The 26,359-nt window shown below is 72.0% G+C and carries 23 protein-coding genes and 2 pseudogenes; 15 read left to right on the plus strand and 10 right to left on the minus strand.

Annotation, left to right across the window (positions count from 1 at the left end):
* Positions 1 to 30: 30 nt before the first annotated feature.
* The 4 genes and pseudogenes from MMR14E_RS14265 to ilvA all read left to right on the plus strand — a co-directional run.
* A pseudogene (locus tag MMR14E_RS14265) lies at positions 31 to 747 on the plus strand (AbrB family transcriptional regulator); the annotation flags it as partial.
* 50 nt (positions 748 to 797) lie between these two features.
* Positions 798 to 1,274, plus strand: coding sequence for an AbrB family transcriptional regulator (locus tag MMR14E_RS14270; RefSeq protein ID WP_331315162.1), 477 nt, complete (start codon positions 798 to 800; stop codon positions 1,272 to 1,274).
* Entirely contained in the window at positions 1,271 to 1,618 is a 348-nt protein-coding gene (locus MMR14E_RS14275) for a diacylglycerol kinase (protein ID WP_020093477.1), read from the plus strand. Before MMR14E_RS14270 ends, MMR14E_RS14275 begins: the two co-directional genes overlap by 4 nt.
* A 1-nt stretch (position 1,619) precedes the next feature.
* Complete coding sequence (gene ilvA, locus MMR14E_RS14280) at positions 1,620 to 3,236, plus strand: threonine ammonia-lyase, biosynthetic (RefSeq protein ID WP_419539344.1); 1,617 nt, start codon at positions 1,620 to 1,622, stop codon at positions 3,234 to 3,236.
* 34 nt (positions 3,237 to 3,270) lie between these two features.
* Here ilvA and MMR14E_RS14285 read toward each other — a convergent pair whose 3' ends face one another.
* The 3 genes from MMR14E_RS14285 to MMR14E_RS14295 all read right to left on the minus strand — a co-directional run bounded on the left by MMR14E_RS14285 (position 3,271) and on the right by MMR14E_RS14295 (position 6,362).
* Complete coding sequence (locus MMR14E_RS14285) at positions 3,271 to 3,930, minus strand: MgtC/SapB family protein (protein ID WP_331315163.1); 660 nt, start codon at positions 3,928 to 3,930, stop codon at positions 3,271 to 3,273.
* Positions 3,931 to 4,012: 82 nt separating this feature from the next.
* A complete protein-coding gene (locus MMR14E_RS14290) occupies positions 4,013 to 4,951 on the minus strand; it encodes an EcsC family protein (protein WP_331315164.1) in 939 nt (312 codons plus the stop codon).
* Positions 4,952 to 4,976: 25 nt separating this feature from the next.
* Positions 4,977 to 6,362 carry an AmpG family muropeptide MFS transporter gene (locus tag MMR14E_RS14295; protein WP_331315166.1) on the minus strand — a complete coding sequence of 462 codons (1,386 nt, stop codon included), beginning with the start codon at positions 6,360 to 6,362 and terminating at the stop codon, positions 4,977 to 4,979.
* A gap of 203 nt (positions 6,363 to 6,565) precedes the next feature.
* On the opposite strand from MMR14E_RS14295, the gene MMR14E_RS14300 reads away from it, so the two are divergent.
* Both MMR14E_RS14300 and MMR14E_RS14305 read left to right on the plus strand, forming a co-directional pair.
* Positions 6,566 to 7,642, plus strand: a complete 1,077-nt coding sequence (locus MMR14E_RS14300; protein ID WP_331315168.1) for a histidine kinase dimerization/phosphoacceptor domain -containing protein — start codon at positions 6,566 to 6,568, stop codon at positions 7,640 to 7,642.
* 57 nt (positions 7,643 to 7,699) lie between these two features.
* Positions 7,700 to 8,137, plus strand: a complete 438-nt coding sequence (locus tag MMR14E_RS14305) for a response regulator (RefSeq protein ID WP_020093483.1) — start codon at positions 7,700 to 7,702, stop codon at positions 8,135 to 8,137.
* Positions 8,138 to 8,177: 40 nt separating this feature from the next.
* Here MMR14E_RS14305 and mutS read toward each other — a convergent pair.
* From mutS to MMR14E_RS14330, 5 genes and pseudogenes are all read right to left on the minus strand, one after another.
* A pseudogene (mutS, locus tag MMR14E_RS14310) lies at positions 8,178 to 10,828 on the minus strand (DNA mismatch repair protein MutS).
* 142 nt (positions 10,829 to 10,970) lie between these two features.
* Positions 10,971 to 11,279 (minus strand): hypothetical protein, encoded by a 309-nt coding sequence (locus MMR14E_RS14315; protein WP_331315169.1) that lies wholly within the window; start codon positions 11,277 to 11,279, stop codon positions 10,971 to 10,973.
* Positions 11,280 to 11,465: 186 nt separating this feature from the next.
* Positions 11,466 to 12,383 (minus strand): alpha/beta hydrolase, encoded by a 918-nt coding sequence (locus MMR14E_RS14320; protein ID WP_331315170.1) that lies wholly within the window; start codon positions 12,381 to 12,383, stop codon positions 11,466 to 11,468.
* A 71-nt stretch (positions 12,384 to 12,454) separates the two neighbouring features.
* Positions 12,455 to 12,658: a hypothetical protein gene (locus MMR14E_RS14325; RefSeq protein WP_331315171.1), complete on the minus strand. Its 204-nt coding sequence runs from the start codon at positions 12,656 to 12,658 to the stop codon at positions 12,455 to 12,457.
* Positions 12,659 to 12,772: 114 nt separating this feature from the next.
* The gene (locus MMR14E_RS14330; protein WP_331315172.1) at positions 12,773 to 14,506 is read right to left on the minus strand and encodes a patatin-like phospholipase family protein; all 1,734 of its coding nucleotides are present in this window, start codon (positions 14,504 to 14,506) and stop codon (positions 12,773 to 12,775) included.
* 211 nt (positions 14,507 to 14,717) lie between these two features.
* Between MMR14E_RS14330 and MMR14E_RS14335 the strand changes: the two genes are divergently transcribed.
* The 4 genes from MMR14E_RS14335 (at position 14,718) to mmsB (ending at position 19,932) form a co-directional block, all read left to right on the plus strand.
* Positions 14,718 to 15,467 (plus strand): SDR family oxidoreductase, encoded by a 750-nt coding sequence (locus MMR14E_RS14335; RefSeq protein WP_331290114.1) that lies wholly within the window; start codon positions 14,718 to 14,720, stop codon positions 15,465 to 15,467.
* Between the two features lie 531 nt (positions 15,468 to 15,998).
* Complete coding sequence (gene chvE, locus MMR14E_RS14340; RefSeq protein WP_331315174.1) at positions 15,999 to 17,072, plus strand: multiple monosaccharide ABC transporter substrate-binding protein; 1,074 nt, start codon at positions 15,999 to 16,001, stop codon at positions 17,070 to 17,072.
* A 101-nt stretch (positions 17,073 to 17,173) separates the two neighbouring features.
* Positions 17,174 to 18,709 (plus strand): multiple monosaccharide ABC transporter ATP-binding protein, encoded by a 1,536-nt coding sequence (gene mmsA / locus MMR14E_RS14345; protein WP_331315176.1) that lies wholly within the window; start codon positions 17,174 to 17,176, stop codon positions 18,707 to 18,709.
* A gap of 95 nt (positions 18,710 to 18,804) precedes the next feature.
* Complete coding sequence (mmsB, locus tag MMR14E_RS14350; RefSeq protein ID WP_331315264.1) at positions 18,805 to 19,932, plus strand: multiple monosaccharide ABC transporter permease; 1,128 nt, start codon at positions 18,805 to 18,807, stop codon at positions 19,930 to 19,932.
* Positions 19,933 to 20,121: 189 nt separating this feature from the next.
* On the opposite strand, the gene MMR14E_RS14355 is transcribed toward mmsB, so the two are convergent.
* Entirely contained in the window at positions 20,122 to 21,093 is a 972-nt protein-coding gene (locus MMR14E_RS14355; protein WP_331315177.1) for a farnesyl diphosphate synthase, read from the minus strand.
* Positions 21,094 to 21,128: 35 nt separating this feature from the next.
* On the opposite strand from MMR14E_RS14355, the gene mtgA reads away from it, so the two are divergent.
* Both mtgA and MMR14E_RS14365 read left to right on the plus strand, forming a co-directional pair.
* A complete protein-coding gene (gene mtgA / locus MMR14E_RS14360) occupies positions 21,129 to 21,899 on the plus strand; it encodes a monofunctional biosynthetic peptidoglycan transglycosylase (RefSeq protein WP_419539345.1) in 771 nt (256 codons plus the stop codon).
* A 63-nt stretch (positions 21,900 to 21,962) separates the two neighbouring features.
* Positions 21,963 to 22,607 (plus strand): hypothetical protein, encoded by a 645-nt coding sequence (locus MMR14E_RS14365; protein ID WP_331315180.1) that lies wholly within the window; start codon positions 21,963 to 21,965, stop codon positions 22,605 to 22,607.
* Positions 22,608 to 22,629: 22 nt separating this feature from the next.
* On the opposite strand, the gene MMR14E_RS14370 is transcribed toward MMR14E_RS14365, so the two are convergent.
* On the minus strand, positions 22,630 to 23,868 hold the full coding sequence (locus MMR14E_RS14370) for an argininosuccinate synthase (RefSeq protein ID WP_331315182.1): 1,239 nt from the start codon (positions 23,866 to 23,868) through the stop codon (positions 22,630 to 22,632).
* A 212-nt stretch (positions 23,869 to 24,080) separates the two neighbouring features.
* Here MMR14E_RS14370 and MMR14E_RS14375 point away from each other — a divergent pair, with 212 nt between their 5' ends.
* The 3 genes from MMR14E_RS14375 to MMR14E_RS14385 all read left to right on the plus strand — a co-directional run bounded on the left by MMR14E_RS14375 (position 24,081) and on the right by MMR14E_RS14385 (position 26,323).
* A complete protein-coding gene (locus MMR14E_RS14375; RefSeq protein ID WP_020093497.1) occupies positions 24,081 to 24,707 on the plus strand; it encodes a 2-hydroxychromene-2-carboxylate isomerase in 627 nt (208 codons plus the stop codon).
* A 129-nt stretch (positions 24,708 to 24,836) separates the two neighbouring features.
* Positions 24,837 to 25,535, plus strand: a complete 699-nt coding sequence (locus MMR14E_RS14380; protein WP_331315184.1) for a DsbA family protein — start codon at positions 24,837 to 24,839, stop codon at positions 25,533 to 25,535.
* Positions 25,536 to 25,750: 215 nt separating this feature from the next.
* Positions 25,751 to 26,323 (plus strand): F0F1 ATP synthase subunit delta, encoded by a 573-nt coding sequence (locus MMR14E_RS14385; RefSeq protein WP_331315185.1) that lies wholly within the window; start codon positions 25,751 to 25,753, stop codon positions 26,321 to 26,323.
* Positions 26,324 to 26,359 lie beyond the last annotated feature (36 nt).

The following is a 26,359-nucleotide window of genomic DNA, read 5'->3' on the forward strand; positions in this document are numbered from 1 at the left end:
GCTGAAGCGGGCCGCTCCCGATCGGTCGCCTTGCCCCCTCTCCGCACCCTCGGCCTCTGGGCCGCCCTCGCCGCCGCGTCCGCGGCCGTGTCGTACGGCCTGATGCAGGCGCAGTTCCCGGCCGCCCTGCTGCTCGGGCCGATGATCGCGGCCATCGCCTTCGGCGTCGGCGGCTCGCGCCTGCGGGTCCCGCGGGCCGCGTTCCAGGCCTCGCAGGCGGCGATCGGCTGCCTCGTCGCGCACGCCGTCACCGGGCAGATCGCCCAGACCCTGCTGGAGGACGGGCCGCTCATCGTCGCCGTCGTCCTGGTCACCGTCGCGGTCAGCGGCCTGGTCGGCTGGATCCTGACCCGCCTGCGCGTGCTGCCCGGGACCACCGCGGCCTGGGGATCGTCCCCCGGCGGCGCCTCCGCCATGGTGGCGATGGCCGAGGATTTCGGCGCCGATCCGCGCCTCGTCGCCTTCATGCAGTACGTGCGCGTCGCCGCCGTGGTGTTCTCGGCCTCGCTGGCGGCCCGCTTCCTGATGGAGACGCCGGTGCCGGGCGCGTCGGCCGGCGTCGGCGAGGTCACCGGCCCGCTCTCGCTGCTCGCGACGCTCGCGGTCGCCGTCGTGGGCGCGGGCGCGGCGCTCGCCCTGCGGGTGCCGGCCGGCGCGCAGATCGGGCCGATGGTGCTGGGCAGCCTGCTCCACGCCACCGGGCTCGTGCGCATGGCGCTGCCGGTCCCGCTCCTCGAACTCGCCTACGCCTGCATCGGCCTCTACGTGGGCNGCTCGCGACGCTCGCGGGCGCCGTCGTGGGCGCGGGCGCGGCGCTCGCCCTGCGGGTGCCGGCCGGCGCGCAGATCGGGCCGATGGTGCTGGGCAGCCTGCTCCACGCCACCGGGCTCGTGCGCATGGCGCTGCCGGTCCCGCTCCTCGAACTCGCCTACGCCTGCATCGGCATCTACGTGGGCCTGCGCTTCACCCGGGAGACGCTGCGCCTGACCTTCACCGCCCTGCCGGGCATCCTGGCGGCGACCTTCTCGGTCATCGCCCTCTGCGCGGCCTGGGGCTGGGGACTGACCCTGCTGCTGCCCATCGACCTGCTCACCGCGGTCCTCGCCACGAGCCCCGGCGGGCTCGACTCGGTGGCGATCATCGCGGTCGGCTCGAAGGCGGACGTCTCGTTCGTCCTGGCCGTCCAGACTCTGCGCCTGTTCGTGGTGCTGCTGACCGGCCCGCTCCTCGCCAAGTGGATCAGCCGGTCGGTGCCGGAGGCCGCCATCCGATGAACGCCCTGGTCCTCGCCTTCCTCAACTCCTGGCGCGGCCTGCGTCACGGCGCCCGCACCGAGCGGGCCGTCCGGCAGGAGCTCGTGCTCCTGGCGCTCGGGATCCCGGTCGCGCTGTTCCTCGGCGCGACGCTCTGGGTGCGCGTCGCCCTGATGGTCAGCCTCCTGCTCATGCTGGCCGCGGAGTTCCTGAACACCGCCGTCGAGAAGCTCTGCGACCACGTCCATCCGGGTCATCACCCGATGATCGGGACCGTGAAGGACCTCGCCTCCGCCGGCACGTTCATGGCGCAGATGGCGGCGCTGCTCGTCTGGGTGGCGGCGCTGGTCGACCGCCTCGGCTGACCTGCCGCGCGCGGGGCGCGCTCGCATCCGCGGGCCGGAGGGTCTATCTGGCCGGCATTGCCCCGCGCATCGGCCGAGACTGCACACCGTGACGGACTACATCCGCAAGATCCTCACTGCCCGCGTCTACGACGTGGCGATCGAGAGCCCCCTCGATCCGATGCCGCGCCTGACGCAGCGGCTCGGCCGGCCGGTCCTGCTCAAGCGCGAGGATCTCCAGCCGGTCTTCTCGTTCAAGCTGCGCGGCGCCTACAACAAGATGTCGGGCCTGCTGCCCGATCAGATCGCCCGCGGCGTCGTCTGCGCCTCGGCGGGCAACCACGCGCAGGGCGTCGCGCTCGCCGCCGCCAAGCTCGGCGCGCGGGCCGTGATCGTGATGCCGCGCACCACCCCCTCGATCAAGGTCGATGCCTGCCGGGCCCGCGGGGCCGAGGTCGTGCTCCACGGCGACGCCTTCGACGAGGCGCTGGCGCAGGCCAAGATCCTCGAGGCCGAGGAGGGTCTGACCTTCCTGCACCCCTTCGACGATCCGGACGTGATCGCCGGCCAGGGCACCATCGGCAAGGAGATCCTGGAGCAGCACACCGGCCCGATCGAGGCGATCTTCGTCCCGGTGGGCGGCGGCGGGCTGGCCGCCGGCATCGCCACCTTCGTGAAGTACCTGCGGCCGGGCACCAAGGTCATCGGTGTCGAGCCCGAGGACGCGGCCTGCATGGCCGCGGCGCTCGCGGCCGACACCCGGGTCAGCCTGCCGACCGTCGGCCTGTTCGCCGACGGCGTCGCCGTGCGGCAGGCCGGCGAGGAGACCTTCCGGCTCTGCCGCGAGCACCTCGACGGGGTGATCACCGTGGACACCGACGCCATGTGCGCCGCGGTCAAGGACATCTTCGACGACACCCGCGCGGTGTCCGAGCCGTCCGGGGCTCTGAGCCTCGCCGGCGCCAAGCTCTATGCCGAGCGCGAGGGCGGCGACGGCACGCTGATCGCCATCTCGTCGGGCGCGAACCTGAACTTCGACCGCCTGCGTCACATCGCCGAGCGCGCCGAGATCGGCGAGCAGCGGGAGGTCCTGATCGGCGTGACCATCCCGGAACGTCCCGGCGCCTACCGGGCCTTCATCCAGGCGCTCGGCCCGCGCGCCGTCACCGAGTTCAACTACCGCCACGCCCCGGGCTCCGAGGCTCAGATCTTCGTGGGCATCAACGTCGGCGGCGGCAAGCGCGAGAAGCAGGCGCTGATCGGCTCCCTGCGCGAGGCCGGCTACCGCGTCCTCGACATGAGCGACAACGAGATGGCCAAGGTCCACGTCCGCTACATGGTCGGCGGGCGGGCCGTGGGTGTCGCGCACGAGCGGCTGTTCCGCTTCCAGTTCCCGGAGCGGCCGGGCGCGCTGATGAAGTTCCTGGAGGCGCTGGGCCCGGACTTCGACATCACGCTGTTCCACTACCGCAACCACGGCGCCGATTACGGCCGGGTGCTCGCCGGGATCGCGGTCCCGCCGGCCGAGCGCGCCCGCTTCGACGCCGTCATCGAGGCGCTCGGCTACCCGGCCACCGACGAGACCGAGAACCCGGCCTACCGCCTGTTCCTCGACGGCGAGGGCGCCGGGGCGCTCTGAGCCCCGGCGGCGGCACGCCCCGCCTCACCCGCCGTCAGCTCTCCGCCACGTCGACGGCGGTGACGTCCGGCATCGCCCGCAGCTTCGCCGCGATGGTCTCGAAGCTCGTCCGCGACAGGCGCACGAACGTGATGGTGACCTCGTCGTGGTCCGGGTCGGGGCCCGGATGGACCGTGAAGGTCCGCACGCGCGAGGCCCGCTCGCCGGTCGCCGCCTGGAGGGTGTCGATCGACATGGTGCCCCGTCGGGCAGTCAGCCGCAGCGTCTGGGCGCGCATCCGGTCGCGCCAGCGCTCCTCGAAGGGCTTCACGCCGGCCAGGATGCCGACGATGAGCGCGGTCGCGGCCAGCGCCGGAACGTAGAGGCCGCTGCCGATCGCCAGCCCGATCGCCGCCACGCCCCAGAGGCTCGCGGCCGTGGTCAGGCCCTTCACCACTTCGCCGCGCAGCAGGATCGTCCCCGCGCCGAGAAAACCGATGCCGGAGACCACCTGCGCGGCGATGCGCGACGGATCGAGCACGACGTGCTCGGCGCCGAGCACGTCGGCGAAGCCGAAGGCCGAGACCAGCATGATGAGGCAGGAGCCGACGCAGACCAGCATGTGGGTCCGCAGGCCGGCCGCCCAGAGCAGCCGCTCGCGCTCCAGGCCGATCACGCTGCCGAACAGGCCCGCCAGCGCCAGCCGGGCCACCATCTCGCCGTTGCCGATCAGAGCCGCCTCCGTGCCTCCGCCCCGTGCGGATGGCCCGGATCCTTGCGGCTTTACCGCGGGCGGATCAAGCGATCCCGAGGGCCGCCTTCTCGACCTCGTAGGCGGCCCGCACGGCGGCGGCGCCGTAGGCGCGCTCCAGGCGCCGCACGGTGAAATGCGCCCGCGCGGTCGACTGGAAGTGGTTCATGAAGGCGGTGTTGACCGCCGCGCCGCCGAAGGCGCCGAGGATCGGCACCGCCTGCGCGGCGACCTTCTGGGAGACCACGAGGCCGAAGCGCGCGGCGATCTGGGCGGTGAAGCGGATCAGCGCCGGGGCCGACTGGTCGAGGAGCGTCTTGCTCCCGGCGTAGCGGGCCGCCTCCGACAGCGTCTTGGCCAGGGCGGCGCGGACCGCGAAGTAGCCGCTCTCGGTGAGCGCGGAGCCCGCCTCCGTCTCCGCCATGGCCCGGCCGCCGAGGGCGAAGACCTGCACGCAGGCGAGCGCGCCCTCGGGCGTCTTCAGATCCTCCCCCTCCTCCCGGGCGATCTCGGCGATCGAGCGCAGCATCAGCGTGGTCGAGACCGGCAGTTCGACCGCCACCGTGGCGAGCCCGAACGCGCCGCCGACCGCGCCCGAGAGCGCCGCCATCGCCTTGTGCTTGGCGTCGCCCGAGCCGAGCAGCCGCGCGAGACGGCCCTCGGCCTTCGCGGCGACGCCGCCGAACCCCTCGCCCTCGGCCGGGACGAGTTCCTTGCGCGGCAGCGTCGCCAGGGCGACCCGCAGCGCCCCGCGCATGGCCACCTCGGTGCTGCGGCTCACCGCCTCGGTGACCGGGGCCGGCAGCGACCGGCCGATGATGTCGAGGGGCGCGCCGGCCGCCGCGGAGAGCCGCGCCGCGAGGCTCGGTCGCTCCAGCACCTCCACGGCACGGCGCAGGGCGGCGAGGTCCGCGTCGCTCAGCACCGTCTCTGGCGTCTCGGCCGGCAGCGTCTCGCCGGCGCGGGTGAGGTCGCTCGTGCTCATCCGTCGATCCCTGGATCTGTCCCGCTCACGCGGCCCCCGGGGCGCGCGCCGTGGTAGGAAGCTCGGGCCCCGGGATGCGGTTCCCCGGCTCCTGGGCGTCCCGTACCGGGGCCGCGGCCCTCGCCTGCCCGCTCCGTCGCCCCACCGCGAGGCAGAGCACCAGGACGGGGATTCCCACGAGGGAGGTCATGACGAAGAAGGCCGGATAGCCGATCGCCGCGACCACGAAGCCCGACGAGCCCGCGATCAGCTTGCCCGGCAGCGCGTAGAGCGAGGAGAACAGCGCGTACTGCGTCGCCGCGTAGGCCGGGCTGGTCAGGCTCGACATGTAGGCGATCAGCACGATCCCCGCGAAGGAGCCGCAGAAATTCTCGATCGAGATGGCCACCGTCAGGCGCCAGATCTCGGGCGCACCGGCCGCCAGCCACGCGAAGGCGAGGTGCGAGGATGCCGCCAGGAAGGCGCCGAGCAGCAGCGTCGGGAACAGGCCGAGCCGGGCCAGCGCCCAGCCGCCCGCGAAGCCGCCCGCGATGCCGACCCAGATGCCGTAGAGCTTGGTGACGGTGGCGATCTCCTTCAGGTCGAAGCCCAGCGTCCGGTAGAGCGGGCTCGCCATCACGCCGGACAGGAAGTCGGGCAGCCGGAACAGGGCGACGAGCAGGAGGATGCCCCAGAGCGCGCCGCCGAAGCGGCCGTGCAGCTCGGTGAGCGGCTCCAGGATGGCGCGGCGCATCGACCAGAACCGGGACCGGGCGGGCGTCTCGTCCCGGGCCGCGCGCGGTGCGTCGAAGGCCGGGGCCAGCAGGGCGGCGATCATCCCGACCAGCATGAGCGCGGCCATGATCAGGTAGGCCAGCGTCCAGCCCCCCGCCGAGGCGATGAACAGCGCGCCCGCGCCGGCGGTGATCAGGCCGAGGCGGTAGCCGAGGTTGGACGTGGCCGCCAGGATGCCCTGGAAGTCGCTGCCGGCGGCGTCGATGCGCCAGCCGTCGATCACGACGTCCTGGCTGGCGGCGCAGAACGCCACCAGGAAGGCGCCGAGACCCAGGAGCGCGAGGTTCGTCTTCGGGTCCGAGAAGGCCATGAGGATCAGGCACAGGGCGACCGCCGCCTGGGTCGTCACCATCCAGGCGCGGCGCCGCCCGAGCCGCGCGCTCAGCACCGGCACGTTCAGGCGGTCGATCGCCGGTGCCCAGAGAAACTTCAGCGAGTAGGGCAGCGCCACGTAGCTGAACAGTCCGATCGCCCGCACGTCGATGTCCGAGAAGGCGAGGCGGAGCGTGAAGGTCCCGAGCACCAGGAGCAGCGGCAGGCCGGACGAGAATCCGAGCGCCAGCATGAGCACGATCCGCGGGTCCTCGACGATGTCGCGGAGCCGGAAGCGACGGATCGCCTGTGGCTGGTTCGCCATGGCATGGAACTCCTGAGCCTTCGTGGCCTTGATCCCGCGAAATCGTGGCAGCCTTACGCCGCACCTGTCTCCGCTGGATCGTGCTGTCTTGCGCCCCAATCTTGGTAGAAGCTTGCTTAACGCGGTGTCCACGTCCCGCGGTCGGAGCGCGATGGTGGCGCCGCCGGACGAACGGGGCCACCGCCTGACCGTGGAATGATGCGTTGAGTGCCCGATCCGAGACCGGTCCGCCCCTCGCGACGCTCGTCGACGCGTTCGCGTCGAGCCCGTCGCCGATGGTCATCACCGATGCCCGCGCCCCCGACAACCCGATCGCCTGGGTCAACGACGCGTTCCTGAGCGCCACCGGCTACGCCGCCGACGAGATCGTCGGGCGCAACTGCCGGATGCTGCAGGGCCCGGCCACCGACCGGTCGACGGTGCAGCGGATCCGCTCGGCGGTCGAGGCCGCCGAGCCGATCTCGGTCGAGCTGCTGAACTATCGCAAGGACGGGTCGTCCTTCTGGAACGCGATGACCATCACCCCGGTGCGCGACGCCGAGGGGCTGGCCTACTTCTACGCCGCGCAGGCGGACATGACCCATGTCCACCAGATGGAAGTGTCGATGCGCGGCACCAACGACGAGCTGGAGCGCCTCGTCGCGGCGCGGACCCAGGACCTGACTTCGGCGCTGGAGCAGAAGACCGCCCTGCTGCACGAGGTCGACCACCGGGTGAAGAACAATCTCCAGGTGATCTCCTCGCTGATGCTCCTGAAGGCCCGGCGCACGCCAGAGGGCGACGCGCGGGACGCGCTCCAGGGCATGGCGGATAGGATCGGCGCGCTGTCGACGGCGCACCGGATGCTCTACTCCGAGGGCGACTGCACGCATTTCAACCTCGGCGACTTCGCGGCCGAGTTCCTGGCCGACATGAATGCCGGCCTGGACCCGGAGCGGCGCCGGGTGGAGGCCGATGTCGAGCCGATCGCCGTGGCCGCCGCGATGGCGGCCCCCCTCGCGCTGATGATCCACGAATTGACGGCCAACGCCCTGCGCCACGCCTTCCCGGGCGAGCGGGAAGGCCGCGTGTCGATCGTCGCCCGCCGCACCGAAGGCGGGATGCACATGACGATCCGCGACGACGGCGTCGGCGTGGCCGCGGCGGCACCGAACCCGGCGGGGTTCGGGCGCAATCTCGTCGAGATGGTCGTCCGGCAGATGCGCGGGACCATCGCGTGGGCGGAGGCCGGTCCGGGCACGACCGTCGAGATCGACATCCCGCTCCAGCAGCCGGCTTGAGAAATCGCCGTGGAGGCTTCAAGCTCGTCGGCCGCGGGGCCGGACAACGGAGAGCGCATGGGGACCGGGAACGCCGCCGCGGACGCCGCGCTCCGCATCCTCGTGGTCGAGGACGAGGCCCTGATCGCCCTCGAGCTGGAATGCCTGCTGGACGATCTGGGGCACGTCACGGTCGGCGTCGCCGGCAACGCGACGGAGGCCATCGCGATGGGCCGGTCCACGGCGCCCGACGTCGCCCTCGTGGACATCCACCTCGTTGACGGTCCGACCGGGATCGACGTCGCCCGGGCGCTGTCGGCCGACCGGCGCACCACCGTGGTGTTCATGACCGCCAACGCCAAGCGCATCCCGGCCGATTTCGCCGGCGCGATCGGGGTGATCGCCAAGCCCTATTCCGAGCGCGTCGTCGCCAGTACCCTGGACTACGTGGCCGATCGCCGGGCCGGCCGCGACGGACCGGCCTGCCCGGACGGGTTCTCGCCCGCGCCCGTCTGAGGTTCTTCGGGGTAGGCCCCCGGCGCGCGGCCTGCGGGTCTCACCCCTGCCCCGCCCGCTCGCGCTTCAGCCGGTAGAGCGCGTCCAGCGCCTCCCGCGGAGTCAGCGCGTCCGGGTCGATGGCGTCGAGCAGCGCGCCCAGCGGATCCTCCGGCGGCGGCTCCGGCGGCGGGGGGGGCGCGAGGGCTGCGAAGAGCGGCAGGTCGTCGATCCGGGCGCGGGCCGGGCGGCCGCGCTCGGCCTTCTCGAGGCTCTTGAGGATCGCTCCGGCGCGGGTCACGACGCTGGCGGGCAGGCCCGCGAGCCGCGCCACCTGCAGCCCGTAGCTGCGCTCGGCGACGCCCGGAACGACCTCGTGCAGGAACACGACGCCGTCCCGGTGCTCGGCCACCTTCAGGGTGGCGTTCTCCAGCCGCGCCAGCCGGTCGCCCAATGCCGTCAACTCGTGGAAATGCGTGGCGAACAGCGCCCGGCACGCATTGACCTCGTGGAGGTGCTCCAGGCAGGCCCAGGCGATCGACAGGCCGTCGAAGGTCGCGGTGCCGCGGCCGATCTCGTCCAGGATCACCAGGGAGCGCCGGGTCGCCTGGTTGAGGATCGCGGCGGTCTCGACCATCTCGACCATGAAGGTCGACTGCCCCCGGGCGAGGTCGTCGGCGGCGCCGACGCGGGAGAACAGCCGGTCGACCCGGCCGATCCGCGCCTCGGCGGCCGGCACGAAGGCGCCGATCTGGGCGAGCACCGCGATCAGCGCGTTCTGGCGCAGGAAGGTCGACTTGCCGCCCATGTTGGGGCCGGTGATCAGGCGGATCCGGCCGCGCGTGTCGCCGGACAGGTCGCAATCGTTGGCGATGAACGGCTCGCCGGCCCGGCTTAGGGCCGCCTCGACCACCGGGTGACGGCCGCCGACCACGACGAAGCCGAGCGAGTCGTCGACCACGGGACGCCGCCAGTCGAGCTCGACGGCGAGTTCCGCGTGGCTCGCCGCCACGTCGAGCCCGGCCAGCGCCTCGGCCACCGCGGCGACGGGCTCGGCCTGGGCCAGCACGCGGCCGGCGAGGTCGTCGAAGACGGCTGCCTCCAGGGCCAGGGCCCGGTCGGAGGCGCCCGAGATCTTCGATTCCAGCTCGCCCAGCTCGACGCTGGTGAAGCGCATCGCGTCCACCATGGTCTGGCGATGGACGAACTCGCTCTGGAGGCCCTTGAGGCAGGCCTCGCCGACCGATTGCGGGACTTCGATGAAGTAGCCCAGCAGGTTGTTGTGCTTGATCCGCAGGGTCCGGCAGCCTGTCTGCTCGGCGTAGCGCGCCTGCAGCGCCGCGATCACCTTGCGGGAATCCTGTCCGAGCGTCCGCGCCTCGTCGATCTCCGGGTGGTAGCCCGCGCGGACGAAGCCGCCGTCGCGCCGGCTCAGGGGCAACTCGTCGGCGAGCGCCGCCGCCAGCGTCGCGATGAGCGCAGGGTCGGCCTCGGCCAGATGCTCGGCCAGGCGGGCGAGGTCCGCCGGGAGGTCGGCCGTCCGAGCCCGGTCCGCGAGAGCGCCCGGGCGAGGTCCGGGGCCCGGGCCAGGGCGTCGCGCAGGAAGCCGCGCAGGCGCGCGTCCTCCACCAGGTACGCCACCGCGGCGTGCCGTCGGGCGATGGCGTCGAGGTGGGTCAGCGGGCCCGCGAGGTGCTCGGCGAGCAGCCGCGCCCCGTTCGCCGTCACGGTYCGGTCGATCGTGGCGAGGAGACTCCCGGCGCGCTCCCCCGACAGGGTGCGGGTGAGTTCGAGGTTGGCCCGCGTCGCCGCGTCGATCGCCAGGGTCGCGCCGCCATCCTCGCGGGTCGGGACCGCCAGCGGCGGGCGGGCCGCGAGCTGCGTGCGCGCGATGTAGAGCAGCGCCGCCCCGGCCGCCGCGATCTCGGCCCTGGTGAACTGGCCGAACCCCTCCAGGGTCGAGACACCGTACTGCTCGCGCAGGCGCCGCTCGGCGGCGGCGGGTTCGAGCTCGGCCTGCGCCAGGGGCACGACGGCCGCGCGGCACTCCTGCCAGAGGCGCGCGAGGGCGGGATCGGCGTGGATCGCCTCCGACAGGACGATCTCCCGCGGGTCGTGCCGGGCGATGGCGCCGGACAGGTCGCCGCCCGCGACCTCGCTCAGGGAGAACCGGCCGGTGGAGATGTCCACCGCGGCGAGGCCGTAGGCGACCGCCCCCTCCCCGGTCTTCCGGCGGCCGATGGCCAGGAGGAGGTTGGCGCGGGCCGGGTCGAGGAGCCGGTCCTCCGTGATCGTGCCGGGAGTGACGAGCCGCACGACCTCGCGGCGCACGACGGATTTCGGCCCGCGCTTCTTGGCCTCGGCCGGATCCTCGGTCTGCTCGCACACCGCCACGCGGTGGCCGAGGGCGATGAGGCGGTTGAGATAGTCGTCGGACCGGTCGACCGGCACGCCACACATCGGGATCTCGCTGCCCGCGTGCTTGCCGCGCTTCGTCAGGACGATGCCGAGGGCCCGGGACGCGATCTCCGCGTCCTCGAAGAACAGCTCGTAGAAGTCGCCCATCCGGTAGAACAGGAGGCAGTCCGGATTGGCGGCCTTGATCTCGATGTACTGCGCCATCATCGGCGTCGCGCCGGCCGGGTCCAGGCCGGGCGTGGGCGTCGTGTCGGCGGCGGTGCGGGTGTCGGTTCGGGCGGCGGTTCGGGCCATGCCGCGTCTTAGCAGAGCCCCGCGGGCGAATCAGGCCGCGGGAGCCGACGCGCCTGGGGAGAAGGCGCCCGGACGGCGCATCGCCGGTGGATGGCGCCCGGATCCGGCACAGCCTGCGCGGGATCCGGACGCGGTTCGGATCTCAGTAGCGCGGGCCGCCCGTGGTGTTGCCGAGCTGCTGCTGGTAGCCCGGCCGCGACGGGTTGCGGGCGTTGGGGTTGCCGTGGTGCCGGGTGTTCATGCGCCGCATCCGGCGCTCGTGCCGGGTCGAGTGGTGACGGTGCATCCGGTGATGATGCATGCGGTGGTGGCGATGCATCGCCACGGTCTCGACCATGTCGGATCCCGCGAGGCCGGGCTGCGCGAGCGCGGGCGCGGCCTGCGACGCGACGGTTCCGGCCAGGAGGCCGCCGAAGACCACACCCGCGGTCAGGAGAGAACGGAAAGACATCGTGGAGTAGCTCCGATCAGCCCTCATGGGCCACCACCAAGTGACAAGTGCTCGGCATGTTCCGGATCGGCGGTGAAAAATAGTACGGGGGTTCCGAGGTCTGCATCGGCCGACGCCGAGTCCGGCGCCTGTTCGGGCGGGCTGGCGCCGAGACTTTCCAAATCGGTCCGTGCACTGAGTATCGGCCTACAACTTCCCCGCGTGGGCCGGCCCGCGTCCCTGCGCCGAGCCGCGGCCGCCCGGCGGCTCGCGGAGGAACGCGCCGAGCTCCGCGTTGACCGCCTCGGGTTCCTCGTGGGCCAGCCAGTGGCTCGCCCGCTCGTACCAGTGGAGCCGGCCGGCATCGCAGAACGCGAGGCTCGCCTCCGCCAGGCCGGGCTGGAGGGCGGTGTCCCGGCGCCCCCAGAGGATCAGTGCCGGCACGCGCACCCGCGGCGGCCGCGCCCGGGGCAGCTGCACCAGGGCCCGGTACCAGTTCAGCATGCCGGTCATCGCGCCGGGCTGGAGCCACGCCGCGACGTAGTGGTCGAGATCGGCCTGCGCGAAGGCGCCCGGACGGCTGGAGCCCGTCAGCGCGCGCCGCAGGGCACGGCAACGATCCGCCGTGAGCAGCCGCTCGGGCAGGCGCGGGAGCTGGAACAGTCCGACATAGGTGCTGCGCAGCCACTGACCCGGATGGTGCCGCATGTAGGCGCCGACCACGGCCGGGTGCGGCGCGTTGAGGATCGCCAGCCGGTCGATCCGCTCGGGGTGGCGGCTCGCCACCCACCACGCGACGAGGCCGCCCCAGTCGTGACCGACCAGCCGCACCGTGGGCGCGTTGTAGGCGTCGGCCAGCGCCAGGACGTCGCCGGCCAGCCTGTCGAGGTGGTAAGCGGCGATCCCCGCCGGCTTGTCGCTGAGGCCGTAGCCGCGCTGATCCGGCGCGATGATCCGCAGTCCCTCTTCGGCGAGGGGGCCGATCTGGTGGCGCCAGCCGTACCAGGATTCCGGGAAGCCGTGCAGCAGGATGGTCGGCGGCCCCGTCTCGGGGCCCGCCTCGGCCACGTGCAGGCCGACCTCCGGCAGGGCGATCCGGCGAAACCTCACTCCTGGGACGGTCATCCTCGCGCGCGCTCCGTCATCCCCGGCTGCAGCCTCGGTCGGGAACGCGCGCGTCCGCCGCTCCGATCCGCTCAGAAGCCGAGCGCGGCGCCGTCGCCGGCGTCCGGAGAGAGCTGATCGCGCAGGCGGTCCGGTGCTGTCCGCGTCCAGAGGCACAGCAGCACGAAGGCGGCGCCGTGCAGGAGAGAGTGCGGCGCGGAGTGGTCGGCCGCGACGCGCCGATCCTGCGCGGAGGCGCGCCCGGTGTCGGTCGGGGGCGTGGCGAGGTGGGTCATGGCTCCGGTCTCCAGACGAGGTGTTGCACCGGAGATCGTCGCCGTGAGGTCCGGGTTACAGGGCCGCGGGCGCCGCGCGTGCGCCGCCGCACGCGGACATCGCAGCGCACCCGCTCAGCGCACCGGATCGAGCCAGCGCGCGAGGGTGCCGGTCGCGATGCCCGCACGGGTTTCCCGGTAGCCGAGCTCCGCCGCTTCCCGGAAGCGCGACCACGCCCGCAGGTCGATGCCGGAGAGCTGGGGCTTGAGCACCGCGGCCGCGTGGGCCGCCGCCATCAGGCTCTGCGCGTCGCCCGACACGGTGGCGGCGCGCAGCAGCAGCGGCGCCAGTCCCGGCATCGCCAGCGGCGAGCCGATGAGCTTGCGCATGAGCCGGCCGCTCCAGCCGCGCCGCGGCATGTCCTGGAACGCCCGGTCCGTCCCGACATCGACGGCCAGGACCGGACCGCGCTCCAGGCCGGCGGCGACGTCGGCCGGGAGGTTGTTCATCATGCCGCCGTCGACCAGGACGCCCTCGTCGCACAGCACGGGCGGCAGGAGGCCCGGGATCGCGATGCTGGCGCGCAGGGCCTTCGGCAGGTCGCCCGAGCGGTGCACCATGGTTTCGCCGGTCGTCAGGTTCGACGAGACGCAGAAGAACGGCAGCCAGAGGTCCTCGATGCGCACGCCGCCGTAGCGCGCCGCGAGGCCGGCATCCACCTTGGCGCCGCGGGTCAGCGCGTGCAGCGGCAGCGTGTAGTCGTTGATCGGGTTGCTGGTGGCGAAGAACGCCTCGATCTGGGCCTGGATCTCCGCGACGCTCCAGCCCATGGCGAGGCTCGCCGCGATGATCGCGCCCATGCTGGTGCCGCCGACGAAGTCCGGCGTGCAGGAGGCCTCGTCGAGGGCCTTGAGCACGCCGAGATGGGCGAGGCCCCGCGCCCCGCCGCCGCCGAGGACGAGGCCGCGCGCCGATCCGCTGGCGAGCCGCGCGAGGCGATGCAGGTCGGCCCGGTTGCCGTCCCGGACCTGGATGCGCAGCGCCGCCGGCAGCGCGGCGACCTCCGGGTGAAGGGCCCTCGGGCGCCGGGCCGCGGGGTCCTGGCGCACGACGAGGTCCATGCGGATCCAGTCGGAGCGCACCCGGTCGAGATAGGCGGCCGCGCCCGGCCGCGGCGGTGCGCCGGGCTCGGCCAGCAGCAGGATGTGGTCGCCCCGCCGCTGGCTCTGCCGGCACCAGGGGCAGTCGATGTCGTGCGCCGCGAAGATCGTGCGCGCGTGGTCGCCCTCGAACGCCTGGAACCACGCCTCGTCGGCCCCCTCCGGCCAGTCGGTCAGGCAGCCGGTCTCCCCGGGCAGCAGGGCGTCGAAGGCGGCGGCGAGCTGCCGCGCCACCCGCGCCGGATCCGGCCCCTCCGTCACCGCCAGGATCGTGAAGATCCGCGGCGCGTGGTGGACCGAGTGGCCGTCGTAGATCGCCCGCAGGCGGTCGGCGAGCATCCGGGCGAAGTAGAGGAGCGTGTGCGGGTGCTCGGCGATCACCGCCTCGAAGGCGTCGCGGGTGAGCCGCAGGAGATGCGAATCGCGCAGCGCCATCACGGTCGCCGCTCGCGGGGCGTCCGACAGCAGGGCCATCTCGCCGAAGGTCTCGGGCGGCCGCAGGCGCGCGATCCGGGTCGGCCGCCCGGCATGGTCGCGGGCCGAGACGCCGACCGCGCCGGAGACCAGCGTGTACAGGGCGTCCCCGGTCTCGCCCTGCTCGAACAGGGTCCGGCCGCCCGGCACCGCCACCGGCACCATCCGGGCCCGCACGGCCGCGACCGCCGGCGCGTCGAGCCCGGCGAGGAACGGGATCTCGGGTGCGCTCACGCCGGGACCGCCGCGCCGCTCGTCCACCGCAGGCCTGCCGACGAACCCTGCCCCATCGTCCCGTTCCCGTCCCCGCGTCTTTCAGCCCACCATAGCGCATGGTGGGCGCCCGCACGCCCCGTGACCGCGGCCCGCATCTGAAACGCCGGTGCCTTCGCGCGGCGGCGCCCATCCGCTACAGGCGGGGCAACACCGGAACCGGGAGGAACGCATGTCGGGGCTTGAGCGGATCGCGATCGTGACCGGGGCCGGGACGGGTGTCGGCAAGGCCGCCGCCCTCGCGCTCGCGGATGCCGGATGGCGCGTTGTCCTCTCCGGGCGGCGTCAGGCCCCCCTCGACGAGGTCGCCGCGCGGATCGGACACGGGGCCCTGGCGGTCCCCACCGACGTGACCGATCCCGACTCGATCGCCGCCCTGTTCGCGCGCACCAAGGCGGAGTTCGGCCGGCTCGACCTGCTGTTCAACAATGCCGGGATCGGCGCTCCGGCAGTCCCGCTGGAGGACCTGCCCCTCGAGACCTGGCGGCAGGTGGTCGACACCAACCTCACGGCGCTGTTCCTGTGCACGCAGCACGCGTTCCGGATCATGCGCGACCAGGACCCCCGCGGCGGCCGGATCATCAACAACGGCTCGATCTCGGCCCACGCGCCCCGTCCGAACTCCATCGCCTACACGGCGACCAAGCACGCCGTGACCGGGCTGACCAAGGCGACCTCCCTCGACGGGCGGGCCTACGACATCGCCTGCGGCCAGATCGATATCGGCAACGCCGACACGCCCATGGGCGGCAAGATGAAGGCCGGCGTCCCGCAGGCGGACGGCTCCCTGCGGGCCGAGGCCGTGATGGATCCGGACCATGTCGGCCAGGCCGTGCTGTCCATGGCGAGCCTGCCGCTGGAGGCCAACGTCCAGTTCATGACCATCATGGCCACCAAGATGCCGTTCGTCGGCCGCGGCTGAGCCGCCTCGGTTTCCGGGGCCGCGCGGCGACGCCGCACCGACGCCGCACCGACGCGGCCCGGCGGAGCGGACGCGCGATCCGGCCTGCCCTGATCCGCCGTGCGATCGGACCGTTGCGCGCCGCAGCGCCCCCGACCGCGTCGCGCCGACCGGCGATCGAGCCCGGACCTGAACCCGCGGCGCGCCCTACGCACACCTGAGGCCGCGCTTCGCGACGGCGCGCCGCGCGGGCCGATTGACGGCCCGTTCTATAACTCATACAAATCGAACGCCCGAGCTTCCCACGGTACGGGCTTGGCCCCCGGAGAGGCTGCCGGCGGCGCCCGAATCGCGCCTCTGCGAGCCGACTCGGCCAAGCTTGCCGGATCGACCCCGGCAGGGATCTTCGCGTGGGCAGTGGATGGAGATCGGGTATAAACCGGGTCAGTCAGGAACGATTTTCGAAGTTAAAAATAGTCAGTCAACAACAACAGAAACATGGACCCGCTTCGATGCAAGTCGAAGTGTGGCTATGAATCGATAGGGGGGCTTATGATCGCCGGGCATACGGTTCTCAAATACATCCTGAGCCTGTCGCTATTCGGCGCGTCCGCCGTCACGTCGGCGCAGGCGGCGAGCGGGGACCCGATCGGGGTCGCCATGCCGACCAAGTCGTCGCAGCGCTGGATCGACGACGGCAACAACATCGTCAGGCTTCTGAAGGCCAAGGGCTACAGGCCGGATCTGCAATACGCGGACGACGACATCCCGACGCAGCTCGCCCAGATCGAGAACATGCTCACGACGGGCGTGAAGATCCTGGTCATCGCCTCCATCGACGGCACGACGCTCAGCGATGTGCTGTCGAAGGCGCGCGAGCGCGGCGTCAGGGTGATCGCCTACGATCGGCTGATCAGAGGCACGCCGAACGTCGATTACTACGCCACCTTCGACAACTATAAGGTCGGCGTGCAGCAGGCGACATCCATCGTCGACGCCCTCGGCCTGCGCGACGGCAAGGGACCCTTCAACATCGAGCTGTTCGGCGGTTCACCCGACGACAATAACGCATACTTTTTCTACGACGGCGCCCTGTCGGTGCTGAAGCCGTTCATCGACGCGAAGAAGCTCGTGGTCCGCTCGGGCCAGTTCGGCATGGACAAGGTGTCCACCCTGCGCTGGGACCCGGCGACCGCCCAGGCGCGGATGGATAACCTGCTCTCGGCCTATTACGGCAACGCCCATCTCGACGCCGTGCTCTCGCCCTATGACGGGATCTCGACGGCGATCCTCTCGTCGGTGAAGAGCGTCGGCTACGGCTCCGGCGGCGTGAAGCTGCCGGTGGTCAGCGGCCAGGATGCCGAGCTGCAATCGGTCAAGTCGATCATCGCCGGAGAGCAGACGGCGACCGTCTTCAAGGACACCCGGGACTTGGCCAAGGTGACGGTGGCGATGATCGACGCCATCGAGGCCGGCCGGGAGCCCGAGGTCAACGACGCGAAGACCTACGACAACGGCAGGAAGGTCGTCCCGTCCTACCTGCTCACGCCGGTGATCGTCACCAAGGCCAACTGGAAGCCGGCCCTGGTCGATACCGGATACTACACGCTCGACCAGCTCAAGTGACCGAAACCGCGGCGGAGCCCGGCGGCTCCGCCAGCAATCAGTCCCGCGCCGCGATGGCCGGCGCGGGCGCCGAACGTGCAGTCCGAGCTGGTAGGCGCCGCATGCAGCCCGTCCTCGAAATGCGGGGAATCTCCAAGACCTTCCCCGGGGTGAAGGCTCTCGACGACGTGAATCTCACCGTCCAGCCCGCCGAGATCCTCGCCCTCGTCGGCGAGAACGGGGCCGGGAAGTCGACGCTCATGAAGGTGCTGAGCGGCGTGTATCCCCACGGGTCCTACGCGGGCGACATCACCTACGAGGGCCGACCGGCCCGCTTCCGGGGCATCGGGGACAGCGAGCGCCTCGGCATCGTGATCATCCACCAGGAACTCGCCCTGGTGCCCTACCTGTCGATCGCCGAGAACATCTTCCTCGGCAACGAGCCGGCCCGTTTCGGGATCATCGACCGGGACCGCGTCGAAGCCCGCGCCCGCGCGCTGATGGCGATGGTGGGGCTCGACGAGAATCCCGAAACCCTCGTCACCCATCTCGGCGTCGGCAAGCAGCAGCTCGTGGAGATCGCCAAGGCGCTCTCCAAGGAGGTCAAGCTGCTGATCCTCGACGAGCCGACCGCGTCTTTGAGCGAGACGGACAGCGAGGCCCTGCTGCAGCTCCTGCTGGACTTCAAGGCGCAGGGCATCGCGTCGATCCTGATCTCCCACAAGCTCAACGAGATCGCCAAGGTGGCCGATCGGATCACGGTCCTGCGCGACGGCTCCACCGTCGAGACCCTCGACTGCCGCGGCGGCCCGATCGACGAGGACCGCATCATCCGGGCGATGGTCGGCCGCGCGCTGGAGAACCGCTACCCGGTCCGCACGCCGCGGATCGGCGCGGTGCTGATGGAGGTGCGCGACTGGACGGTCCACCACCCGGTCCACGCCGACCGGGCGGTGGTGCGCGACGTCAACCTGAACCTGCGCAGCGGCGAGATCGTCGGGATCGCCGGCCTGATGGGCTCGGGCCGGACCGAGCTCGCCATGAGCCTCTTCGGCCGGTCCTACGGCCAGGACATCCGGGGCACGGTCCGGATCGACGGTGCCGCGGTCGACGTCTCGACCATCGACCGGGCGATCGCGGCCGGCCTCGCCTACGTCACCGAGGACCGCAAGCAGCTCGGGCTGGTGCTGGGCGAGGACATCGCCCGGAACACGACCCTGGCGAACCTGCCGGGCATCTCCACCGCCGCGGTGATCGACGAGGTGGCCGAGCACCGGGTCGCGACGGGCTACCGCACCAAGATGCGCATCCGCTCCTTCGGGGTGACGCAGCCGACCGTGAACCTGTCGGGCGGCAACCAGCAGAAGGTCGTGCTGAGCAAGTGGCTGTTCACCCAGCCCAAGGTGCTGATCCTCGACGAGCCGACCCGCGGCATCGATGTCGGCGCCAAGTACGAGATCTACAGCATCATCAACGAACTGGCCGAGACCGGCCGCGGCGTCCTGGTGATCTCCTCGGAGATGCCGGAACTGCTCGGCCTCTGCGACCGCATCTACGTGATGAGCGAGGGGCGCTTCGTGGGCGCCTTCGACCGCGGCGAGGCCAGCCAGGAAGCGATCATGCGCGCGATCGTGCGCTCCGGGGGCCTGAACGGATGACCGACCTCACAGTGAGCAAGTCCATGAGCCCCGGCGGCGACATCGTGACGGCCGCCGCCACGGGCGAGGCCGGGGCCCGGCGCGGCCGGCTGCCGATGGCGCCGCTGCGCGCCTACGGGCTCGTCGTCGCGCTGGCGATGATCACGCTGTTCTTCGAGGTCGCGACCGGCGGCGTCCTGTTCCAGCCGCTGAACCTCACCAACCTGATCCTCCAGAACAGCTACGTCGTCGTGATGGCGCTCGGGATGCTGCTGGTCATCGTGGCCGGGCATATCGACCTGTCGGTCGGCTCGGTGGTCGGCTTCGTGGGGGCGCTCGCCGCCCTGCTGATGGTCCGCTTCCACGTCGACCCGTTCCCGGCCGCGCTGCTGTGCCTCGCGGTGGGCGCGGTCATCGGCGGCCTGCAGGGCTACTTCGTGGCCTACCTCGCGATCCCGAGCTTCATCGTCACCCTGTCCGGCATGATGGTGTTCCGCGGCCTGACGCAGGTGCTGCTGCAGGGGACCTCCATCGGACCGTTCCCGGAAGTGTTCCAGCTCCTCGCCAAGGGCTTCCTCGTCAACCTTGCCGGACCCTGGACCGCCGTCCTGATCGCCCTCGCGCTGGTCGCGACCCTGACCGGGCTGAGCTGGAGACGGCGGCAGTCGCGGCTGCGGAACGGGAGCCCGGTCGAGTCCCCGGCGACGTTCGTCGGTCGCACCGGCGTGACCGCCATCCTGATCCTGGCCTTCGCGTGGCAGATGAGCGCCTACCGGGGGCTGCCGAACGTGCTTCTCGTGCTGCTGGCGCTGGTGATGCTGTACGGCTTCGTGACCGCGCGGATGACGATCGGGCGCCGGATCTACGCGCTGGGCGGGAACATCAAGGCCGCGCGCCTCTCGGGCATCAAGACCGAGCGGCTGACCTTCCTGACCTTCGCCAACATGGGCGCGCTGGCGGGCCTCGCCGGCATGATCTTCGTCGCCCGGCTCAACACCGCGAACTCGAAGGCCGGCGTCGGGATGGAACTCGACGTGATCGCCGCCTGCTTCATCGGCGGGGCCTCGGCCGCCGGCGGCATCGGCAAGGTCTCGGGTGTTGTGACCGGCGCCTTCATCATCGGCATCATGAACAACGGCATGTCGATCCTGGGGATCGGCGTCGACTGGCAGCAGGTGATCAAGGGCGTGGTCCTGCTCGCGGCCGTCTGCCTCGACGTCCACAACAAGAACAACCGGCTCTGACGGGCGCCGCGCGCTTCGCGGCCCCGCGCCCGATTCGGATCGCACCGGTCGGGACTGCGCGGGTCCGCCTCGCGGAGCCCGACGCTCCGGTGGCGCGCCGGCCGCGATCGCGGCGCCGCGCGCGCTGGACGGGTCGCCGGGCCTAGCCCGGCCTCCGAGGCGTCAAACGGGTTTCCCCGGCCCGCGCGCTCAGGTCTTGCGGGCGACCGTGAAGCGGGCGGCGTCGCGCAGGACGCGGGCACCCTCCCCCCAGGACGACACCGCGTCCTCGCAGACGCCGACGAGGCGGTCGCACTCGGCGCGGGCGCCGTCGATGCCGAGACGGTCGACGAGCGTCGCCTTGCCGGCATCCTTGTCCTTGCCGGTGGCCTTGCCCATGGCCTCCGGCGAGGCCTCCCGGTCGAGGATGTCGTCGGCGATCTGGAAGGCCTGCCCCAGGGCGAGCCCGTAGCGCAGGAGTGCGGCCCGCTGGTCCTTGTCGGCACCGCCGACGATCGCGCCGGCCTCGACCGAGAAGGCCAGGATCGCGCCGGTCTTCATCGCCTGCATCCGCAGGGTGTCGTCCACGTCCATGTTGGCCGCGCCGAACCGGCCCTCGGCGGTGAGGTCGAGGAGCTGGCCGCCGACCATGCCGCCGAGGCCCGAGGCGCGGGCGAGGCCGAGCACGAGATCGGCGCGGATGCGCGCGTCCGGCTGCCAGGTCGGGTCGGCGACGATCTCGAAGGCCAGCGTCTGCAGGGCGTCGCCGACCAGGATGGCGGTCGCCTCGTCGTAGGCCTTGTGGACCGTGGGCTTGCCGCGGCGCATGTCGTCGTCGTCCATCGCCGGCAGGTCGTCGTGGACGAGGCTGTAGCAGTGGACCAGCTCGACGCCGGCGCCGGCCGCCAGGGCTGCGGCCTCGGAGCCGCCGAGCATCCGGGCGGTCTCGATGGCGAGGAAGGGCCGGAGACGCTTGCCGCCGCCGAGCACGGCGTGGCGCATGGCTTCCATCAGGCGCGGCGGCCGGGCGATCTCGCCCGCGCCGACCGCGGGCCCGAGGCGCTCGACCAGGAAGGTCTCGACCGTGCCGGCGACCTCCGTCAACCTGTGGGTAAAATCGGCGGCCGGCGTGACTGCCTTGACCGAACCGGTCGGTGCCTGCGTTGAGGGGGTCGGGGTCATCGGGCTTACGTCCGGTCCTGGCCTTGCGAAAACCAATCGGGTGTCAGTTGGGCGGGGACGGACTCACGGTGGACGGGGCTCGACGCAGGCGGGAGACGGAAGGTCGCGACCTCCCGCTCGCGCGCCCGCGCCGTTCCCGCCGCGTCCGCCGGGTCGTGGGAGCGCTTCTGCTGCTCCCCGCCGCCGGGTTCGTCCTCGCGCTGACGCTGGCGCTCGTCTATAGCGCGGTGATGCCGCCGTCGACCCTGATGCTGGGACGGTGGTTGACGCTTCAGCCGGTGAGCCGCGATCCGGTCCCGCTCTCCGCCATCGCGCCGGCCCTGTCCCAGGCCGTGATCGCCTCGGAGGATCAGCGCTTCTGCCTGGATCACGGGGTCGATTTCGGCGCGATCCGCGACGTGGTCGAGGACGAGGATTCCCCGAGCCGCGGCGCCTCCACGATCGCCATGCAGACTGTCAAGAACGTGTTCCTGTGGCCCGGCCGCTCCTACATCCGCAAGGCCGTCGAGATCCCGCTGGCGCTGGCGCTCGACACGCTCTGGGGCAAGCGCCGGATGATGGAGATCTACCTCAACGTCGCCGAGTGGGGCGACGGGATCTACGGCGCGCAGGCCGCGAGCCGGCACTGGTTCGGCAAGGACGCGAGCCGGCTGACCCGCAACGAGGCCGCCCTCCTCGCCGCCGTGCTTCCGAACCCGATCACCCGGAGCGCCGGCCGGCCCTCGCCCGGGGTGCGCCGCCGGGCCGCGCGGATCCAGGCCATGATGGGGCAGATCGACGGGCTGACGGGCTGCCTGCGGCGGTAGCAGGGGGCGGTGCGCCTCTGTAAGACGGGCCCTTCCAAGCGTGAGACCCGGGACCGAGCCACGATGAGCGATGCCGTTTACGACCTGAGCCTGGAGCGCATCGCCCTGATCCGCCGGATGGTGGTCGCCTGGGGCGGCACCGCGCCGGGCGCGCCGACCGTCCATCCCGCGGCGCCCTACGGCAGCCTGGATCGCGACGGCGACATCGCCAACGTCACCGGCGACGACGAGGGCGCCGAGGAGGAGCACCGGGCAGTTGAAGAAGGCCTCGCGGTCTTCGTCCAGAACGCGCAGCTGAAGCCGGGCCGGTACCAGTACCACAACGGCCTGGCGAAGCTCGACCCGGGCGCGGTCGGCGACGTCTTCCGGGATGCGGCCACCGGCGAGACGCCGGACGTCATCACCTTCGCGGTGACGCCCGAGCACCTCGCGCTGATCCCGCGACTGAAGATCGGGTGGAATGCCGAGCAGGGGGTGCCGCGCGTCGACCCGGAGACGCCGTACGGCGATGACGGCGCCTACACCGCGGCGATGAAGCGCCATCTCGCCGCCGTCCCCGGCGCGGCCGCGAACGACGACGAGGACGCGGAGACGCGGCTCGTGCGCCTCCATCGCGAATTGCAGCCGGCCCTGCAGATCTTCCTGCGCTACGCCGATCTCGGCCCCGGCGACTTCCGTCGGGCCGCTGAGCGCTGGCTCCCGGCCTGACGGCCGGCGACCGGAAGCGGGCTCAGCCCTCGCGCTTCCTGCGCTGGGCCAGGGTGCGCAGCCGCAGGGCGTTGAGCTTGATGAAGCCGGCCGCGTCGCGGTGATCGTAGGCGACGGCGCCCTCCTCGAAGGTCACCAGATCCTGGTCGTAGAGCGAGTGCGGGCTCTCGCGGCCGATGACGTGGACGCCGCCCTTGTAGAGCTTCAGCCGCACCGTTCCGGTGACCTTCTCCTGGCTCCTGTCGATCAGGGCCTGGATCATCTCGCGCTCCGGCGAGAACCAGAAGCCGTTGTAGATCAGCTCCGCGTATTGCGGCATGAGCTGGTCCTTCAGGTGCGCGGCACCCCGGTCCAGCGTGATCGACTCGATGGCGCGGTGCGCCGGCAGCAGGATCGTGCCGCCGGGCGTCTCGTACATGCCGCGGCTCTTCATGCCGACGAAGCGGTTCTCCACGAGGTCGAGCCGGCCGATGCCGTTGGCGCGGCCGAGCTCGTTGAGCTTGGCCAGGAGGCTCGCGGGCGACAGGGCCTCGCCGTCGATCGAGACCGCGTCGCCGCGCTCGAAGCCGATCGTGATGATCGTCGGCTGGTCGGGCGCCTCCTCGGGGGAGAGGGTGCGCGAGTAGACGTAGTCCGGCACCTCGACGGCCGGATCCTCCAGCACCTTGCCCTCGGATGAGGCGTGCAGGAGGTTGGCGTCGACCGAGAACGGGCTCTCGCCGCGCTTGTCCTTGGCGATCGGGATCTGATGCTGCTCGGCGAAGGCGATGAGTTGCTCGCGCGAGCGCAGGTCCCACTCGCGCCAGGGCGCGATCACCGTGACGTCGGGCTTGAGCGCGTAGTAGCCGAGCTCGAACCGGACCTGATCGTTCCCCTTGCCGGTCGCGCCGTGGCAGACCGCGTCGGCGCCGACCTTCTCGGCGATCTCGATCTGCTTCTTGGCGATCAGCGGCCGGGCGATCGAGGTGCCGAGCAGGTAGACGCCCTCGTAGACGGCGTTGGCCCGGAACATCGGGAAGACGTAGTCGCGGACGAACTCCTCGCGCAGGTCCTCGATGTAGATGTTCTCGGGCTTGATGCCGAGCAGCTCCGCCTTGCGGCGGGCCGGCTCCAACTCCTCCCCCTGGCCGAGATCGGCCGTGAAGGTCACGACCTCGCAGCCGTAGGTGGTCTGCAGCCACTTCAGGATGATCGATGTGTCGAGCCCGCCGGAATAGGCCAGCACGACCTTCTTCACAGGGCTCTTCGCGGGGACGGACATGGGACTTCCGGAACTGGGCGAGGGATCTGGCTCGGCGTCTGCGGCTTATCGCGGGTGTCACCGGCCTGCAACCGGCGCGCCGTCTCGCGCGTAGCCGAGATGCCGGAGGATCGGCCGCGTTTCGCCTCACGGCGGCCTTGCGGTTGTGTCAGAAACGGCGCGGGCGTTGCAGGTCGTCATCGCCGCGAGAGTGCATCGGAGAAGCGAAGTCTATGGCGCGCCAGCCAATTCTGGAGTTCTGGTACGAATTCGCCTCCACCTACTCCTACCTCGCGGCCATGCGCGTCGAGGCCGCCGCCGCCGAGGCGGACGTGGCGATCCGGTGGCGCCCCTTCCTGGTCGGACCTCTCTTCGCCGCGCAGGGCTGGACCACCTCGCCGTTCAATCTCTACGCGGCCAAGGGCAAGAACATGTGGCGCGACGTCGAGCGCGAGGCCGCCCGCCTCGGCCTGCCGCCGGTGACGCGCCCCGCCCAGTTCCCGCAGAACAGCCTCAGCGCGGTGCGGGTCGCGATCCTCGGCCAGGATCAGCCGTGGCTCGTGCCGTTCTCGAAGGCGGTCTTCACCGCGAGCTTCGCCGAGGGCCGCTCGATCGCGGAGCCGGCGGCCGTGGCGGAGATCCTCGATTCGCTCGGGCTCGACGGCACGCAGACCGTGCGGGCCGCCGCCGCTGAGGCCAACAAGACGAAGCTGCGGGTCAGCGTCGAGGAGGCGCGCTCCCGCGGGATCTACGGGGCGCCGACCTTCCTGGCCGACGACGGCGAGCTGTTCTGGGGCAACGACCGGCTGGAGCAGGCCCTGGCCTGGGCGACCGGTGACCGGCCGAAGGGGCTGCGCTAGGCTGCGCCCGCCCCGCGGTCGCGCGACGTTCACGGCCGCACGGCCATCAAACCGACTCGACCCCCTGGTTCTGGTCCGGCTCCGCTCCGGCACGGCCGGACCGGACGAGCGATGCCCCGGACGAGTCCCATGCCTGTTTCGAAGCCTGTCTCGCGACGCCTCCTCCTCGCCGCAGCCGCCACCCTCGGGGCCGGCGTGACCGTCGCCTCCGCGCAATCCTACGGCCAGCGGGTCGCGGTGACGGGCGACGACGGGCGCGCGGTGGCGAACTCGATCCTGCCGGGGGAGATCACCGGGCAGATCCCCGGCCTGCGCGGCGTGACCTATGTCGGGCCGCGGGAGGCCGGCACCACGCTCTACGAGTTCTTCGACTTCAACTGCCCGTACTGCCGGAAGGCGGCCGCCGACGTCGTCGCCCTGCACGACAGCGACCCGGAGCTCCGGATCGGGCTTGTCCACAACCCGATCCTGTCGCCGCAATCCGCCCAGGCCGCCAAGGTGATGCTGGCCGTCCAGCGCAAGCTCGGCTCGCAGGCCGCGTGGCGCTTCTATCAGACGCTGCTCGGCAAGCCCGGCCGCATCGACGGGCCCGGCGCGCTCACGGCTGCGGCCGCTCTGGGGATCCCGCAGGCGGAGGTGGAGGAGATCGCCGACAGCGAGGAGGTGCGCGCGGCGCTCAAGAGCCAGATGCGGATGGCCGCGGATCTCGGCCTCTACGCGACGCCGTCCTACGTGCTCGGCAACAGCGGGATCCTCGGACATCCGGGCGCCGGCGCCATGGCCAAGATGATCGCGAGCGTCCGGCGCTGCGACCGGCTGGCCTGCTGAGGCTCCGCCCGCGTCACACTTCTGCCGTCCTCACGCGCAGCGGACCCGGCTGCCGTGTTGCGCGCGGCCATGCTGGCATGCTAGGCGGTCGCCGCGCCGCGAGGACAGTTCTCGACCTGTCCGTTGCCGGCGCGATCCCACGTCCCGAACGGTCTCGCACCGCGCTCCAGCCGGAGCGCGCGGAGCGGGCGGGCAACCAGAGAAGAGAGCGACGGGTGGCGCAGAACGGTTCCGAGGCTGGTCCCCTGGTCGCAGGCGTGGCGGGCCGGTACGCTTCCGCCCTGTTCGAGCTCGCGCGCGACGAGCGCCAGGTCGACGCGGTCGCCCAATCCCTCGATCAATTCGACACGCTGCTGAAGGAGAGCGCGGATCTCCGCCGCCTCGTCCGCAGTCCGGTCTTCAGCGCGGAGGAGCAGGCGGCCGCCATCGGCGCCGTGCTCGACAAGGCGGGCATCGGCGGGCTGGCCGGCAACTTCATCCGCCTCGCGGCCTCGAACCGCCGGCTCTTCGCCCTGCCCGACATGATCGACGCGTTCCGGACCCTGGTCCAGGACTCGAAGGGCATCGTGCGCGCCCAGGTGCGGGTGGCCGAGAAGCCCTCCGACGCGGTGATCGAGGAGATCAAGGCGTCGCTGCGCGACATCGCCAAGGCCGACGTCGCCGTCGACCTCGTGGTCGACCCGAGCCTGATCGGCGGCCTCGTCGTGAAGATGGGCTCGCGCATGGTCGACGCCTCCCTGAAGACCAAGCTCAACGGTATCCGCCTCGCGATGCGGGCCGCGCGGTAAGCGCCCCCATCCGACCCGAACACGCATAGACGCATC

This window comes from Methylobacterium mesophilicum (genome assembly GCF_036441335.1).
Classification (GTDB): domain Bacteria; phylum Pseudomonadota; class Alphaproteobacteria; order Rhizobiales; family Beijerinckiaceae; genus Methylobacterium; species Methylobacterium mesophilicum_B.